The sequence below is a fragment of the Maritimibacter sp. 55A14 genome, from assembly GCF_003122205.1.
In the GTDB taxonomy this organism is placed as follows: Bacteria; Pseudomonadota; Alphaproteobacteria; order Rhodobacterales; family Rhodobacteraceae; genus QEYE01.
In genome coordinates, this window is record NZ_QEYE01000001.1 from 36,568 (window position 1) to 51,630 (window position 15,063).

14 protein-coding genes are annotated in these 15,063 nt (G+C 65.4%); 9 read left to right on the forward strand and 5 right to left on the reverse strand.

What is annotated here, in order from left to right; all coding sequences use genetic code 11:
* Positions 1-100: 100 nt before the first annotated feature.
* The 3 genes from DDZ14_RS00195 to DDZ14_RS00205 all read right to left on the reverse strand — a co-directional run bounded on the left by DDZ14_RS00195 (position 101) and on the right by DDZ14_RS00205 (position 1,361).
* Positions 101-598, reverse strand: coding sequence for a MarR family winged helix-turn-helix transcriptional regulator (locus DDZ14_RS00195; RefSeq protein WP_233252415.1), 498 nt, complete (start codon positions 596-598; stop codon positions 101-103).
* A gap of 87 nt (positions 599-685) precedes the next feature.
* Positions 686-964 (reverse strand): succinate dehydrogenase assembly factor 2, encoded by a 279-nt coding sequence (locus tag DDZ14_RS00200; RefSeq protein ID WP_109422930.1) that lies wholly within the window; start codon positions 962-964, stop codon positions 686-688.
* Positions 957-1,361 (reverse strand): helix-turn-helix domain-containing protein, encoded by a 405-nt coding sequence (locus DDZ14_RS00205; RefSeq protein ID WP_109422931.1) that lies wholly within the window; start codon positions 1,359-1,361, stop codon positions 957-959. The genes DDZ14_RS00200 and DDZ14_RS00205 overlap by 8 nt, the downstream gene beginning before the upstream one ends.
* A gap of 103 nt (positions 1,362-1,464) precedes the next feature.
* Between DDZ14_RS00205 and DDZ14_RS00210 the strand changes: the two genes are divergently transcribed.
* The 4 genes from DDZ14_RS00210 (at position 1,465) to DDZ14_RS00225 (ending at position 5,074) form a co-directional block, all read left to right on the forward strand.
* Complete coding sequence (locus DDZ14_RS00210) at positions 1,465-2,667, forward strand: pyridoxal phosphate-dependent aminotransferase (protein WP_109422932.1); 1,203 nt, start codon at positions 1,465-1,467, stop codon at positions 2,665-2,667.
* A gap of 23 nt (positions 2,668-2,690) precedes the next feature.
* Complete coding sequence (locus DDZ14_RS00215) at positions 2,691-3,098, forward strand: DUF4160 domain-containing protein (RefSeq protein WP_109422933.1); 408 nt, start codon at positions 2,691-2,693, stop codon at positions 3,096-3,098.
* A 43-nt stretch (positions 3,099-3,141) separates the two neighbouring features.
* Entirely contained in the window at positions 3,142-3,984 is an 843-nt protein-coding gene (gene mazG / locus DDZ14_RS00220) for a nucleoside triphosphate pyrophosphohydrolase (RefSeq protein WP_109422934.1), read from the forward strand.
* Between the two features lie 76 nt (positions 3,985-4,060).
* Positions 4,061-5,074, forward strand: coding sequence for a Fe(3+) ABC transporter substrate-binding protein (locus DDZ14_RS00225; protein WP_109422935.1), 1,014 nt, complete (start codon positions 4,061-4,063; stop codon positions 5,072-5,074).
* Positions 5,075-5,182: 108 nt separating this feature from the next.
* Here DDZ14_RS00225 and DDZ14_RS00230 read toward each other — a convergent pair whose 3' ends face one another.
* Positions 5,183-5,632 (reverse strand): DUF4259 domain-containing protein, encoded by a 450-nt coding sequence (locus DDZ14_RS00230; protein WP_109422936.1) that lies wholly within the window; start codon positions 5,630-5,632, stop codon positions 5,183-5,185.
* Positions 5,633-5,792: 160 nt separating this feature from the next.
* Between DDZ14_RS00230 and DDZ14_RS00235 the strand changes: the two genes are divergently transcribed.
* From DDZ14_RS00235 to DDZ14_RS00255, 5 genes are all read left to right on the forward strand, one after another.
* Positions 5,793-7,268 (forward strand): YdiU family protein, encoded by a 1,476-nt coding sequence (locus tag DDZ14_RS00235; protein ID WP_109422937.1) that lies wholly within the window; start codon positions 5,793-5,795, stop codon positions 7,266-7,268.
* Between the two features lie 97 nt (positions 7,269-7,365).
* On the forward strand, positions 7,366-7,800 hold the full coding sequence (locus DDZ14_RS00240) for a Fur family transcriptional regulator (protein ID WP_109422938.1): 435 nt from the start codon (positions 7,366-7,368) through the stop codon (positions 7,798-7,800).
* The gene (eno, locus tag DDZ14_RS00245) at positions 7,793-9,067 is read left to right on the forward strand and encodes a phosphopyruvate hydratase (RefSeq protein ID WP_109422939.1); all 1,275 of its coding nucleotides are present in this window, start codon (positions 7,793-7,795) and stop codon (positions 9,065-9,067) included. Before DDZ14_RS00240 ends, eno begins: the two co-directional genes overlap by 8 nt.
* A 129-nt stretch (positions 9,068-9,196) precedes the next feature.
* On the forward strand, positions 9,197-11,611 hold the full coding sequence (locus tag DDZ14_RS00250; protein WP_109422940.1) for an FAD-dependent oxidoreductase: 2,415 nt from the start codon (positions 9,197-9,199) through the stop codon (positions 11,609-11,611).
* A 61-nt stretch (positions 11,612-11,672) separates the two neighbouring features.
* On the forward strand, positions 11,673-12,275 hold the full coding sequence (locus tag DDZ14_RS00255; protein ID WP_109422941.1) for an NTP transferase domain-containing protein: 603 nt from the start codon (positions 11,673-11,675) through the stop codon (positions 12,273-12,275).
* Positions 12,276-12,341: 66 nt separating this feature from the next.
* On the opposite strand, the gene DDZ14_RS00260 is transcribed toward DDZ14_RS00255, so the two are convergent.
* Positions 12,342-14,279, reverse strand: coding sequence for a Hint domain-containing protein (locus DDZ14_RS00260; protein WP_109422942.1), 1,938 nt, complete (start codon positions 14,277-14,279; stop codon positions 12,342-12,344).
* Between the last annotated feature and the right edge of the window lie 784 nt (positions 14,280-15,063).

Here is a 15,063-nt window from a genome sequence, read left to right on the forward strand (position 1 = left end):
AGCCGGCAAGGGCGGTGCCCGCGGGGGATCCTGCGGCGCATGGACACACGAAAATGTCAGGGTGTCGCGTCCCCGCGCGCCGCGCCTGAACAGCCGCGCCTCAGTAAATATAGCGAATCTGGTCGCCCCAATAGCGCTCCAGCCGCTTGAGGGCGGAGTTGATGCCCATCAGCGTCTCCCCGCCCAGCACCTCTCGCTCGGCGATGCTCTCGGCATGGCCGGTGAAGAGATGTGCCACGATCTCGCAGATCTCGCGTCCGCGCGCGGTCAGCCGCACCCGGACCGACCGGCGGTCGATCTCGCAGCGCTGGTGGTGCATGTATCCCGCCTCCACCAGTTTCTTGAGATTGTAGGACACGTTCGAACCCTGGTAGTAGCCGCGCGACTTCAACTCCCCGGCGGTCACTTCCGCGTCGCCCACATTGAAGAGCAGCAGCGCCTGCACGGCATTGATTTCCAGCACGCCCAGCCGTTCGAATTCATCCTTGATGACATCGAGCAGCAGCCGGTGCAGCCGTTCCACCAGTGCGAGCGTCTCCACGTAATCGTGCATGAAGGCGCGTGCGGGCCGGTCAGCCAGTGGCGTGTGCAAACTCATCCGTCTCTCCGCGGTGTCACAGATCGATTACGTGACCATCGCGCCGATTCGCCAAGAATCGGTTAAGCGGAGAAAAACGCGGCGTACTCAGCCCCGCAGCGGCTGCGACGACAGCTCTGCGATCACGGCCGCATAGGGCGCGGGCGGCGCGCTCTGGCCCGACACCCAAGCGTAAAGATCGTTGTCGTTTTCTTCCAGGAGCCGCTCGTAGAGCGCCAGCGCCTGCGCATCCATCGACGCCAGCCGATCCTCGGCATAACGGCCCAGGATAAGGTCCATTTCCTTGGTCCCGCGCCGGGCGGAGCGCATCCGCAACCGGCGCAGGCGGATATCGCGGGGCTCGGCCCCGGCGTCGCTCTCAGGCATTCTTGAGCGCCGCGCGCAGGCGTTTCTCGAGCTGGCCCAGACGGTCGTTCAGGCGGCCGTAATCGCCCTTGAGCCGGCGCATGTCCACCAGAATGTCGTGCACGTTGGCCTCGAGCGCTGTCTCATCCACCGGGCCTTCCAGCCCGTCGCCCTCGCCCGTGAGCAGCCACATGATCGAAACGTTCAGGATTCCGGCCAGCATCTGCACACGGTTGGCGCGCGGCTCGCTCACGTCGTCCTCCCAGCCGGTGACGGTCTTGACCTTGACGCCCAGCTTCCTGGCAAGGTCTTCCTGGCTCAGCCCGATGGCCTCACGCGCCGCCGCAACGCGGTCCCCGAAGGTGGCGGTGTCATTGCTGTAGTAGCTTTCGGCGCTTACGTCCTCGACGGCATTCATCGCTTTTGAACTCCTGTGTTCCTGTCAGGCCGGATAGCCTTGATCAGCTTCGGCGCGCAACCTAAGACGAAGCACCGCTACATGCAAATCAAGGACCGACATCATGCCTTTCCTGTCCGACATTCTCGCGCGTGTGAAACCCTCGCCCACTGTGGCGGTGACCACGCTGGCGCGCGACCTGAAGGCACAGGGCCGCGACGTGATCGGGCTGGGAGCGGGCGAGCCGGACTTCGACACGCCCGACAACATCAAGGCGGCGGCGAAGCGCGCCATAGATGAAGGACAGACCAAGTATACCGCACCTGACGGGATTGCGGAACTGAAGTCTGCGATTTGCGAGAAGTTCCGCCGCGACAACGGGTTGGATTACGATGCGTCGGAGATCTCCGTCTCCACCGGCGGAAAGCAGGTGCTCTTCAATGCGCTGATGGCCACGCTCAATCCGGGCGACGAGGTGATCGTGCCCGCCCCCTACTGGGTCAGCTATCCCGACATGGTTCGACTCTGCGGCGGCGAGCCGGTGATCGTGGGCGCGACGCAGGAGGCGGGCTTCCGCATCACGCCCGCGCAACTGGAGGCCGCGATCACCCCGCGCACCAAGTGGCTGATCTTCAACTCGCCATCCAACCCCACGGGCGCGGGTTACGGGCGCGCGGACCTCGCGGCACTGACCGAGGTGCTGATGCGCCATCCGCATGTCTGGGTGCTGAGCGACGACATGTACGAGCATATTGCCTATCCGGGTTTCGACTTCTGCACCCCCGCCGAGGTCGAGCCGCGCCTGCGCGACCGCACGCTGACGGTGAACGGGGTCTCGAAAGCCTATGCCATGACGGGCTGGCGGATCGGCTATGCCGGCGGACCGGAGCACCTGATCACCGCGATGCGAAAGGTGCAGTCGCAATCCACGACCAACCCCTGCTCGATCAGCCAATGGGCCGCGGTGGAGGCGCTGAACGGTCCGCAGGATTACATCGCCACCAGCCGCGCGGCCTTCCTGCGCCGCCGCGACATGGTGGTGGAGATGCTGAACGCTGCGCCCGGGCTGAGTTGCCCCGTGCCCGAGGGGGCCTTCTACGTCTACCCCTCGATCGCGGGTTGCATCGGCAAGACGAGCCCCGCCGGCACCCGGATCGCGACCGACGAGGATTTCGCCACCGCGCTGCTGGAGGAAACCGGCGTCGCCGTGGTCTTTGGTGCGGCCTTCGGGCTCTCGCCGCATTTCCGCGTGAGCTACGCCGCCTCCGACGAGGCACTGCGTGAGGCCTGTACGCGGATCACGAATTTCTGCGCTTCCCTTTCGTGAACTGTGCGGTAAGACTCCGCGCCATGTCGGGTGAACTGCCAGAACTCTATTTCCGCGTTCGCGAAAATGGCGCGCTGGTTTTCCGCGTGGACACCCAGAACCGTCAGCGGCGGCTCGACATGGACCAGATCGCCGTCGTCAACATCCGCAACGGCTCGGTGAAGCCGCATGGCGACCGGGAGATATCCGAGGCCGAGATGGCGCAGATCCGCGCTTGGATGGAGGCCCGGCAGGAAGAACTCGCCGCGCGCCAGATCGACGACATCCACCGCGCCGTCGATCACCTGAACCTGACCGCGCAATGGGCGCAGAGCACGGCGAGCGACGACGATCTGGAGGAGATCACCGATACGCTCCTGCTGGCGATGCACGATCTGCGCACGGTCCTTGTCCGGCGCAAGGCCGAACGCATCACGCAGGGCCGTGACTGAGGCCCTGCCCCGCAACCCCGATCAATGCGGAAGGTGACCCCCGATGCCCCTGACCCGTGACGAAAGCCAGCGGCTCTGCCTCGACCCCGATGCCGGCCTGCCGCGTCTCTTGGAGATCATGCGCCGCTTGCGCGACCCCGAAACCGGCTGCCCCTGGGACATCGAGCAGGATTTCGATAGCATCGCCCCCTATTCCATCGAGGAAGCCTACGAGGTGGCCGACGCCATCGCGCGGCGCGACTGGACCGATCTGGAGGGCGAATTGGGCGATCTGCTGTTGCAAGTCGTCTACCATGCCGAGATGGGGGCCGAGCGCGGGCTCTTCGATTTCGACAGCGTCGCGCGGACCATCGCCGACAAGATGGTGGCGCGCCATCCGCATGTCTTCGGCGCCGAGAGCCGCGACAAGACCGCCGCGCAGCAAACCCGCGACTGGGAGGCGATCAAGGCCGCCGAACGCGCCGCCGCGGGCGAGGCCCGCAGCCGGGTGCTGGACGGGGTCGCGCTGGGCCTGCCGGCGCTGATGCGCGCGGTGAAGCTGCAAAAGCGCGCGGCGCGCGTCGGTTTCGACTGGCCCGATACCGGCGACGTTCTGGACAAGATCGCCGAGGAGACGGCCGAGCTTCTGGAGGCGCGCGACAGGCTGGGCCCGGCAGAGATGGAGGAGGAGTTCGGCGATCTGCTCTTCGTCATGGCCAACCTGGCGCGCCACATGAAGATCGACCCGGAGGCCGCCCTGCGCGCGGCAAACGACAAGTTCATGCGCCGTTTCAATACGATAGAGGACCGCCTTGAAGCGGAAGGACGGACACCGGACCAATCCGACCTGGCCGAGATGGACTCATTCTGGAATGATGCGAAACGCGTGGAGAAAGCTGCCGAGTAAAACAATCAGGTATTGACCCGATCAAAAGACTCGGATTTATGTACGGGTGTTTTCAAACGGACCCGAAAGGATCGCCATGATACCCGCATTCCTCAGCCTCGCCCTCGGGGCCGCCGCTGCCCTGACCGCCCTGCCCGCGCTCGCGCAGGAGGTCAATGTCTACTCCTACCGGCAGCCCGAATTGATCGCGCCGCTGGTCGATGCCTTCACCGAGGAAACCGGCATCGCCGTCAACGTGGCGCATCTCGACAAGGGCCTTGTCGAGCGGCTTAAGGCCGAAGGCGAACGCTCGCCCGCCGATCTCGTCTTCACCGTGGACATCTCGCGGCTCTCTGCGGTGGTCGAGGCCGGTCTGACCCAGCCCGTCACCAGCGACACGCTGACCGAAAACGTGCCCGCCATCTATCGTGACCCGGACGGGCACTGGTACGGGCTGACCACCCGCGCCCGCGTCGTCTATGCCTCGAAGGAGCGCGTGCCGGAAAGCGCGGTGACCACCTACGAGGATCTGGCCAACCCGAAATGGGAAGGGCGCGTCTGCACCCGCTCGGGCCTGCATCCCTATAACGTGGCGCTGACTGCCGCGGTGCTGCACCATCACGGCGCGGAGGGCACGAAAGCCTGGCTCGAAGGGCTGAAATCCAACCTCGCGCGCAAGCCGCAGGGCAACGACCGCGCGCAGGTCAAGGCGATCTGGGCCGGCGAATGCGATATCGCGCTGGGCAACACCTATTACATGGGCAAGATGCTGGCCGATGAGGAACAGAAAGCCTGGGCCGACGCCGTCCGCATCGTCTTCCCCGAATTCGAGGACGGCGGCACCCATGTGAACATCTCGGGCGTGGCGCTGACGAAATCCGCACCGAACCGCGAGAACGCGGTGAAGCTGATGGAATTCCTGACCTCGCCCAAGGCGCAGGAGATCTATGCCGAGGCGAATTACGAGTACCCGATCGCGCCGGGCACCGAACCGGCCGATCTGGTCGCCTCCTGGGGCGATTTCACGGCCGACGACGTGAACCTGATGAGCCTGGCCGGCAACCGGCCGGAGGCGCTGAAACTGACCGAAGAGGTCGATTTCGACGGCTGACCCGTCGAAGAACCGACGTGTACCTTTGACTTGCGGGGGCGCTCTGCCCCCGCTTTTTTTGTTGGGCTCGTCCGCGAACCGAGTTGGTCTGTTTTGAGTCCTGAGCGATCATTCGTCTTGTTTCAAGACCTTGAGCGCTGCATCCTTTGCGCGCTCACGGTGAGAGCGAAAAATCTCTCTTTCACCCGCACTATCCCATAATTCTTCCAATTCGGTTGTTTCGCCTTCCAGTCGACCAAGCGCCCATAGAATACGCCGTTTGAGATTTGGAATTTTGAGTATTTTCTCGGCATCCCGCTTAATGGTTGCGCTGTAATCTGCCGCCTGAGATGGATCAGTTAATCCACCTGCCATCCCAACTACTTCACACATAGCCCAGAAGCTTTGCTCAGCATCTGCGGGTATAGGTTTCTTTCGGTCAGCGTATTCCCCGATGACGCCGAGTGGTGTCGTAATGGCAAGAAAGCCAAGCTTCTCCAAATGGCCAAGCCAGTCACTTGCTGCATCATTTTCGAATACTCCAGCACCCCAAGTTCCCATGAGCAGGCTTCTTCTCATTTACACACTATATAAGATTGTAGATGTTTACTTAAACGGCATCAATGTCCGCATTGCCGACCAACGCGGCTCAGAGACATGGCATGTCTCTCCGGCCGGCCGGCGGGTTCTGGAAATCGCCACGCGCCGCGCATAGGTCTTGGGGCGAGGAGCCCGTGCCATGACCCTGACGATCCCTTTCGACAACAGCTATGCCCGCCTGCCGGAGCGCTTCTACACGAAGCTCGCGCCGACGCCGGTGGCCGAGCCGGGCCTGATCGCCGTGAACGAGGGACTGGCCCGGCAGTTGGGCCTCGACCCCGAGGCGCTGGCCACCCCGGAGGGGCTCGCCGTTCTGGCGGGCAACGCCCTGCCCGGCGGGGCCGATCCGTTGGCGCAGGTCTATGCCGGGCACCAGTTCGGCGGCTGGGTACCGCAGCTCGGGGACGGGCGCGCGATCCTGCTGGGCGAGGTCACCGACAGCGACGGCATCCGCCGCGACATCCAGCTCAAGGGTGCGGGGCGCACGCCCTACAGCCGCATGGGCGACGGCCGCGCGTGGCTGGGGCCGGTCATGCGCGAATACATCGTCTCGGAGGCGATGTACGCGCTGGGGGTGCCGACCACCCGCGCGCTGGCCGCCGTGACCACGGGCGAGCCGGTCTTCCGCGAAGGCGCGATGCCCGGCGCGGTGCTGACCCGCGTGGCGGCGAGCCATGTGCGCGTGGGTACCTTCCAGTATTTCGCGGCGCGCCGCGACATGGACGCGCTCGGCGCCCTGACGGAGTATGTGATCGAGCGCCACTATCCGGACGCCGCCCCAGCCGAGCGGCCCGCGCAGGCGCTCCTCGACGCGGTGATCGCCCGGCAGGCCCGGCTGATCGCGCAATGGATGGGGCTGGGCTTCATCCACGGGGTGATGAACACCGACAACATGTCGCTGGCGGGCGAGACCATTGATTACGGCCCCTGCGCCTTCATGGACGACTATCATCCGGGGCGCGTCTTCTCCTCCATCGACCAGATGGGGCGCTATGCCTATGCCAACCAGCCGCAGATCGCGGTGTGGAACCTGGCCCAACTCGCCACCTGCCTGCTGGAGCAGATCGACGACGACCGGGAGACCGCGATCGACCTGGCCACCGAGGCCGTGAACCGCTTTCCCGATCTCTACCAAAATGCCTGGCTCACGGTGTTCCGCGCCAAACTGGGGCTGGAACGGGAGGCCGAAGGCGACGGCGATCTGGCGCAGAACCTGCTGTCGCGCATGGCCGAGGGACGGGCCGATTTCACCGCGCTGTTCCGCGCGCTCTGCACATTGGGCGAGGATGCGGCGGAAGATGGCCCGGCACGCGATCTCTTCGCCGAGCCCGCGCTTTTCGACGGCTGGGCGGCGCTCTGGCGCGAACGGCTGACGCAGGAACAGCGCGGTACCACCGCCCGGCAGGACGCGATGCGCGCCGCCAACTCCGCCCATATCCCGCGCAACCACCGCGTGGAGGAGGCGATCCAGGCTGGCGTCGCGGGCGATTACGCCCCGTTCGGACGGTTGATGGCCGCTCTGGCACGGCCCTATGAGGATCCGCCCGAGTACGCGGATCTGAAAATCCCGCCCCGGCCGGAGGAAGTCGTGCGCCAGACCTTCTGCGGCACCTGACGCCGCCAGCGCCGCGAAAGTCCCGCCAACCCACCCCGCAGGCTTTCCTCGCCCACGCAAATCGCTTAAACCCCGGCGTGAGAGTCCGGGACTGCCGATGCGAGAGCCGATCATCGACCGTTGCGAGGCCAAGGGCCTGCGCATGACCGAACAGCGCCGCGTCATCGCGCGCGTGCTGGAGAGCGTGCGCGACCACCCGGATGCCGAAGAGCTCTACGCCCGCGCCTCAGAGGTGGACCCGAACATCTCGCTGGCCACGATCTACCGCACGGTGAAGCTCTTCGAGGAGGCAGGCATCATCGAGAAGGTGGAGTTCGGCGACGGGCGCGCGCGCTACGAGGATGCCGAGCGCGCCCATCACGACCACCTGATCGACCTCGACAGCGGCGACGTGATCGAATTCGTCGATCCCGAGATCGAGGCGCTGCAGGAAAAGATCGCCGCGCGGCTGGGCTACAGGCTGACCGGCCACAAGCTGGAACTCTATGGCGTTCCCCTGAAGAAACCCACGCAAGGACCTGACAATGAGTGAAATTATCGACATCGCTGCACGCGAGATTCTGGACAGCCGCGGCAATCCCACCGTCGAGGTGGATGTCACGTTGGAAGACGGCACGATGGGCCGCGCCGCGGTTCCTTCGGGCGCTTCCACCGGCGCGCACGAGGCTGTGGAGCGGCGCGATGGCGACAAGGCCCGCTACAAGGGCAAGGGCGTGTTGGATGCGGTCGCCGCCGTCAATGGCGAGATCGCCGAGGAATTGCTGGGCACGGACGCCACCGAACAGGTGATGATCGACCGCCTGATGATCGAGATGGACGGCACCCCGAACAAGTCCCGGCTGGGAGCCAACGCGATCCTGGGCGTGAGCCTCGCGGTAGCGAAGGCCGCCGCGGCCTATTCGCTGCAGCCGCTCTACCGCTATGTCGGCGGCACCTCGGCGCGCGTGCTTCCGGTGCCGATGATGAACATCATCAACGGAGGCGAGCACGCCGACAACCCGATCGACATCCAGGAATTCATGATCATGCCGGTCTCGGCGGGCAATATCCGCGACGCGGTGCGCATGGGCGCCGAGGTATTCCACACGCTCAAGGGCGAGTTGGCCGCCGCCGGTCTCGCCACCGGCGTGGGCGATGAAGGCGGCTTCGCACCAAACCTGAACTCCACGCGCGATGCCCTCGATTTCATAATGAAATCCGTCGAAAAGGCAGGCTACAAGCCGGGCGAGGACATCTATCTCGCGCTCGACTGCGCCTCCACCGAGTATTTCGAGAACGGCAAATACGTCCTGGCCGGCGAGGAGAAGACCCTGACGCCTGAGGAAAACGTCGCCTATCTGGAGGCGCTGATCGGGGATTATCCGATCATCTCGATCGAGGATGGTTGCGCCGAGGACGACTGGGACGGCTGGGCCGCGCTGACCACGGCAATCGGCGGGCGCTGCCAGCTCGTGGGCGACGACCTCTTCGTGACCAACCCCGCGCGGCTCTCCGACGGGATCGCCAAGGGCTGCGCCAATTCCATGCTGGTCAAGGTCAACCAGATCGGCACGCTGACCGAAGCGCTCGCCGCCGTGGAGATGGCGCATCGCGCGGGCTTCACCAATGTCATGTCGCACCGCTCGGGCGAGACCGAGGACGCCACCATCGCCGACCTGGCCGTGGCCACCAATTGCGGGCAGATCAAGACCGGCAGCCTCGCCCGCTCCGACCGGCTGGCCAAGTACAACCAGTTGATCCGCATCGAGGAGATGCTGGGCGAGACCGCCGAATATGCTGGCCGCTCGATCCTGAAGTAACGAACCGCCCCCCGCGTCCCGGCGCGGGGGCTGCCGGGCACCGAATGCGACCCGGCCATGTCGCAAGCTGACATGAATCGCCTCTCCATGCTTCGAAACTCCACGGAATAGCAGCAGGAGAGGATCGCCATGAAAACCCAAGCCCGTGTCTGCATCGTCGGGGGCGGCGTTGTCGGCTGCTCGGTCGCCTATCACCTGACCAAGCTGGGCTGGCGCGATGTCACGCTGCTGGAACGCTCGGAACTGACTTCGGGCTCCACGTGGCACGCGGCGGGCGGGTTTCACACGCTCAACGGCGATACCAACATGGCCGCGCTCCAGGGCTACACGATCCGGCTTTACAAGGAACTGGAGGAGATCACGGGCCTCTCCTGCGGTCTGCACCATGTCGGCGGCGTCACGCTGGCCGATACGCCCGAACGCTTCGACATGCTCAAGGCCGAGCGCGCCAAGCACCGCTTCATGGGTCTGGAGACCGAGATCGTGGGGCCGGAGGAGATCGCGAAACTCGCGCCGATCACAAATCTCGACGGCATCCTCGGCGGGCTATACGACCCGCTCGACGGGCATCTGGACCCGTCAGGAACAACCCATGCCTATGCCAGGGCTGCGCGCATCGGCGGGGCAGAGATTGTCACCCATTGCAAGGTGCTGGAAACCAATCCGCGTCCCGATGGCGGCTGGGACGTGGTGACGGAGCAGGGCACGCTCGTGGCCGAGCACCTGGTGAATGCCGCCGGGCTCTGGGCGCGGGAGGTCGCGGCGATGACCGGGCTCTACTTGCCGCTTCACCCGATGGAGCACCAGTATATCGTCACCGACGACATCCCCGAGATCTACGAGCGCGGTCAGGAACATCCGCATGTGATGGACCCCGCCGGGGAAAGCTACCTGCGTCAGGAGGGCCGCGGGCTCTGCATCGGGTTCTACGAGCAGAAGGCCCGGCCTTGGGCCGTGGATGGTACGCCCTGGGAATTCGGCCATGAGCTTCTGCCCGACGATTTCGACAAGATCGAGGACAGCATCGCCTTCGCCTATCGCCGCTTCCCGGTGCTGGAACGCGCCGGGGTGAAATCCGTGATCCACGGCCCCTTCACCTTCGCCCCCGACGGCAACCCGCTGGTTGGTCCTGTGCCGGGGCTCAGGAACTACTGGTCCGCCTGCGCGGTCATGGCGGGCTTCAGCCAGGGCGGCGGCGTGGGGCTGAGCCTGGCGCAATGGATGGCGGAGGGCGAGCCGGAGCGCGACGTCTTCGCCATGGACGTGGCGCGGTTCGGCAAATGGATCACGCCGGGCTATACCCGCCCCAAAGTGCTGGAGAATTATCAGCGCCGCTTCTCGGTCAGCTACCCCAACGAGGAACTGCCCGCCGCGCGCCCCTTCCGCACCACGCCGCTGTACGACACTTTCGATGAGATGGGCGCGGTCTTCGGCCAGCAATACGGACTGGAAGTGGTCAATTACTTTGCCCTGCCCGGTGAGCCGCGCTTCGAGACGCCGAGTTTCCGCCGCTCCAACGCCTTCGAGGCCACGCGGCAGGAGGTAATGGCGGTGCGCGAGGGCGTCGGCATCAACGAGGTGCAGAATTTCGGCAAGTACCGGGTGACGGGGCCCGCCGCACGCGCCTGGCTCGACCGGATCATGGCCGGGCAGATCCCCGCGCCGGGGCGGCTGGCGCTCAACCCGATGCTGTCGCCCGCGGGCCGCATCATCGGGGATTTCACCGTGGCCTGCCTGGACGATGAGCGGTTTCAACTCACCGCCTCCTACGGCGCGCAGGATTTTCACATGCGCTGGTTCGAGCAGAACGCGGCCGAAGGCGTGGCGGTCGAGAACGTCTCGGACCGCCTGACCGGCTTCCAGATCGCCGGGCCTCGGGCGCGCGATCTGCTGGCCCGCGTGGCTCATACGGACGTTTCGGCGCAGGCGCTGCGCTTTCTCGACGCCCGGCATATGGATATCGGGCTCTGCCGGGCGCTCGTGCAGCGGGTCAGCTATACCGGCGATCTGGGCTATGAGATTTATGTGGACGCGATGGATCAGCGCGCGCTCTGGTCGGTGCTTTGGGAGGCGGGCCGCGACCTTGGGCTACGCCCCTTCGGCATGCGCGCGATGATGTCGCTCAGGCTCGACCGCTTCTTCGGCGCCTGGATGCATGAATACGGCCCCGACTACACGCCGGCGGAAACCGGGCTGGACCGGTTCATGCGGCTTGAGAAGCCCGCCGATTTCATCGGCAAGACTGCGGCGCTGGAGACGGCGCAGCGCGGCCCCGCGCGCCGGCTCGTGGCCTTCGAGGTGGAGGCCGGGGATGCCGATGTCGTGGCCTATGAGCCGATCTGGCTCGACGGCGAGGTTGTGGGCTTCTGCACCTCCGGCGGCTGGTCGCACTGGGCGGGAAAATCCGTCGCGCTGGGCTTCCTGCCGCGCGACTGCCTGTCCGGAGTTCCGGCGGTGGAGATCGAGATACTGGGCCGGATGCGCCCCGCGCGGATGCTGACCGAGCCGCTTTTCGACCCCGAGGGCGCGCGGCTGAGGGGGTGAGCCACGCGGGGTGAAGGCGACATGTTGCGGATCGAAGCGCGACCGCTCTAGACTGCGCGCCATGAGCCAGACCGCGATCCTTCTTCTGGCCGCGGGCGCGTCGCGCCGGATGCGCGGCCGCGACAAGCTGCTGGAGCCGATGGGCGACCGGCCGCTCCTGCGCGAACGGGCCGAGACCTGCCTGCGCGCGGGCGCCGGGCTGACCGTCGCGGTCCTTCCCCCCGATACGCCCGCGCGCCAGTCCGCGCTCGACGGGCTCGAAATCCGGATCGTGGTCGCACGGGACGCGGGACTGGGCATGGCGGCCTCTATCCGCGCGGGCATACGCGCCCTGCCCCCGCAGGTGGAGGCCGCGCTCCTGGTGCTGGCCGACATGCCCGAGTTGACCTCGGCCGATCTGGCCGCGGTGCTGAACGCGCATGACCCCACGAAGCCGCGCATCTGCCGCGGTACGGCCGAAGACGGCAGACCGGGCCATCCGGTGCTCTTTCCCGCCCGGCTCTTCCCCCGGCTGCTGGAGCTTGACGGAGACGAGGGCGCGCGAAGCTTGATCGAAGCGGAGCGGGGAAACACGCGCGCGGTCCCCCTGCCCGGCCGGCGGGCGCTGACCGATCTCGACACGCCGGAAGACTGGGCGCGCTGGCGGAAACACCACACGCTCTGAACATGGAAACGGGGCGCGGCCAGGCAGCAGCCGCACCCCGTCCCCACTGATTGCCCTCAGATCCCCCTAATCCAGGAGCAACCGTGCCTCGTGCCGCTTCAGCGTGGTCCGCGCGGAGCTGTAGCTCTCGACCCCGGCCTTGTGCTTTAGCTCGGGGAAAAGCTCGAAGATCTCGTTGCGCTGCGCGTTGCCGATCCCGCGAAGGGAATGATCGCCGGGCTGGAAGCTTTCGGTCCAGGCGCCGTTGGCAAGGATTACCTCGTGATTGTCGAACAGCATGTGGAAATAGGTCGTGCCGATGCTCTCGACCTGGTGGATGCCGTTGTTGTTGACCAGGTGCTTGGCGGCGACCAGGACCTCGTGCTCCTCGAAATAGAGCGAGGTGCGGTCATTGGCGACCAGCATTCTGTGGTTCGGAGAAACCATCATGTCGCGCTGCGGCAACCCCGGCGCCAGGGCGCCCGCGCGGATCAGGATCGGCTTGAGATGCGGCGCGCTGATCAAATCCTGATAGGTGACCTTCTTACCGCCGATCCAGCGGATTTCCTGGATGCCGTTGTCGCGGGTGATGACCTTGTCACCGGCCCGCAGGTCCTCGACCAGCAACTCGCCGCGCGGCGTCGCGATGGAGGTGCCGGGCGTGAAGCAGATCACGATCTTCTCGATCTCCTTGAAGACGACATGGCCGGTCGTCTTGCCGTCGGCGTCCAGGAAATTGACCTTGCCGGAGATCGAATCCCCGTCCGGGTCGGTCACCTCGTTGACGATCTCGAAGCGGCCCGTGCCGGTCAGATCGAGCGTATCGTAATCGTCTCCTCCGCTGCCGCCGAAGACGACATTGCGCGCCTCGGGGTCGAAGCCCGAGAAGCTGTCACGGTCGTCGCCGCCGAACATCACGTTGTTGCCGCTGCCGCTGACAAAGCTGTCGTCGCCGTCGCGCCCGCGCATCACGTCATTGCCAGCGCCACCATCCAGAAGGTCGTCGCCCGCGCCGCCGTCGAGTTGGTCGTTACCGTCGCCGCCCAGCAGCGTATCGTTGCCGTCATTGCCGAAGAGATGGTCGTTTCCCGCGCCGCCGTCGAGCAGGTCGTCGCCGGCATCCGGGCCATCGACGATCTCTACTTTCCCGTCGACCCAGTCGCCGTCGCCGACGAGCCTGTCATTGCCTTCTTCCCCGAAGAGCCGGTCGTCGCCGGCGCCGCCCAGCACCAGGTCGTTTCCTGCGCCGGCCTTCACCGTGTCGTCGCCGCCTTCGGCCAGCACGATATCATCGTCGCCAGATTGCCCCGGCAGGATCGCGTCGCCCGCGTCGATCCGATCGCCATCCGGGTCGTCCAGATAGGTGATGTCGATGACATCTGCCGCGTCATCGCCCTCCACCAGCCCATCGCCGCCGGGCGCCGGGGCGAAGGCGATATCGGTCAGCCAGATTTTCTGATCCGTGGCCTCACCATTGTCGTAGTCGATCTCGATCCACGCCACCGGGCCCGGAATGTCGACCAGCACCGAGCCCGATTCGTCCGTGGGCAGCGTGTCGGGCGTGGTGCCTGTGACGGTGGCGCCATCGACGGACTGATATCCTTCCGGCGTCAGCGAAACCGCCACCGGATTGCCGTCCGCGTCATAGGCACGGATCGTCACGATATCCGTGTGATCGTCGTACCATTTGCCCATATCGACATCGTTGATGCGAAAGGAAACATCCGCAACGCCATCGGCCAGCCCGCTGCCCGGCACGGCCGAGAAGGCAATCGTCGTCAGGGAGGTATCGTCAACGCCTTGGCCGGTGCCGCCGCGCCCGAAGAGCTCCAGCCCGGTCATCTGGGTGAAGGGATCGGCGCTCTCGACATACTGATGCGTCTCGGTCACATTGATGCGGCTGTGGCCGTTCAGGTCGAGAAATCCGACATCGACGCGGATGCCGCCGACCGTCGTGCTGCCGCCATCGGCAAGGCTGGTGCCCGCCGGCCCGAATGCGCCCCAGTCCAGGATGTGATCCGTCATACCGCCTACCCCCACGAGCCGCCTGACAAAGGGATCTTCACCTGTCTGCCTGGCAGCAACCGGCACGATGTGCCGTAAGTAACATGCGCGCCGAAGCGCGCGTAACCGAAATGGTCAGCGGTACGAGTGCAACCTGAAGAAAAGCCCGATCATGGAACGGCTGTCAGTGACAGCCGCCCCATGACGGTACCCCACCCCTACGCAACTCATAACCAACCTTGACCCACTCAACACAGCCACCCCATGGCCAAAACAAGCAGTGCCCCCCAGTCGGGCAGGTTTAAAATTACTGAACTGGCGGGCTGAAACAAAGGAGAATCTGGCGGAACCGTGTCAAAGTCTTGTCGTGATCGCGTCCGTCACGCGCCGGATCCGGGGCGCATCCGGTCCACGTCCCGACCCGCATTGTTTCCGGTTTGAACCGGCGCGCCGGGGCGGTCTTCGCCAGTTTTCAACCTTGGATTGCGGTATGTTGGAGGTCGACTCCGTAAACGAGAACCCAGCCGGGCCGCACAGATGTTTCAGCCTCTGATTGTTTCCACGCCGCAATGCAGCCCATCGACCTCCGCAACCTCACTGTGCTGTGAACGGTGCGACAAATATGTCGAAAATGCGGCGATCCGGTTCAGTCAACCTACCGCATCAAACGGTCTTTTGCGGCCGGATTGTCACGGCCCCGTGAACTGGCGGCGCGAATCGCCTTTAGCCGGGCGACGATCGTCCGATCCCGAAACGACTCGGACGAGAAGTCGCACGTTTCTGAAATCGGTCATGCGGGGAACGG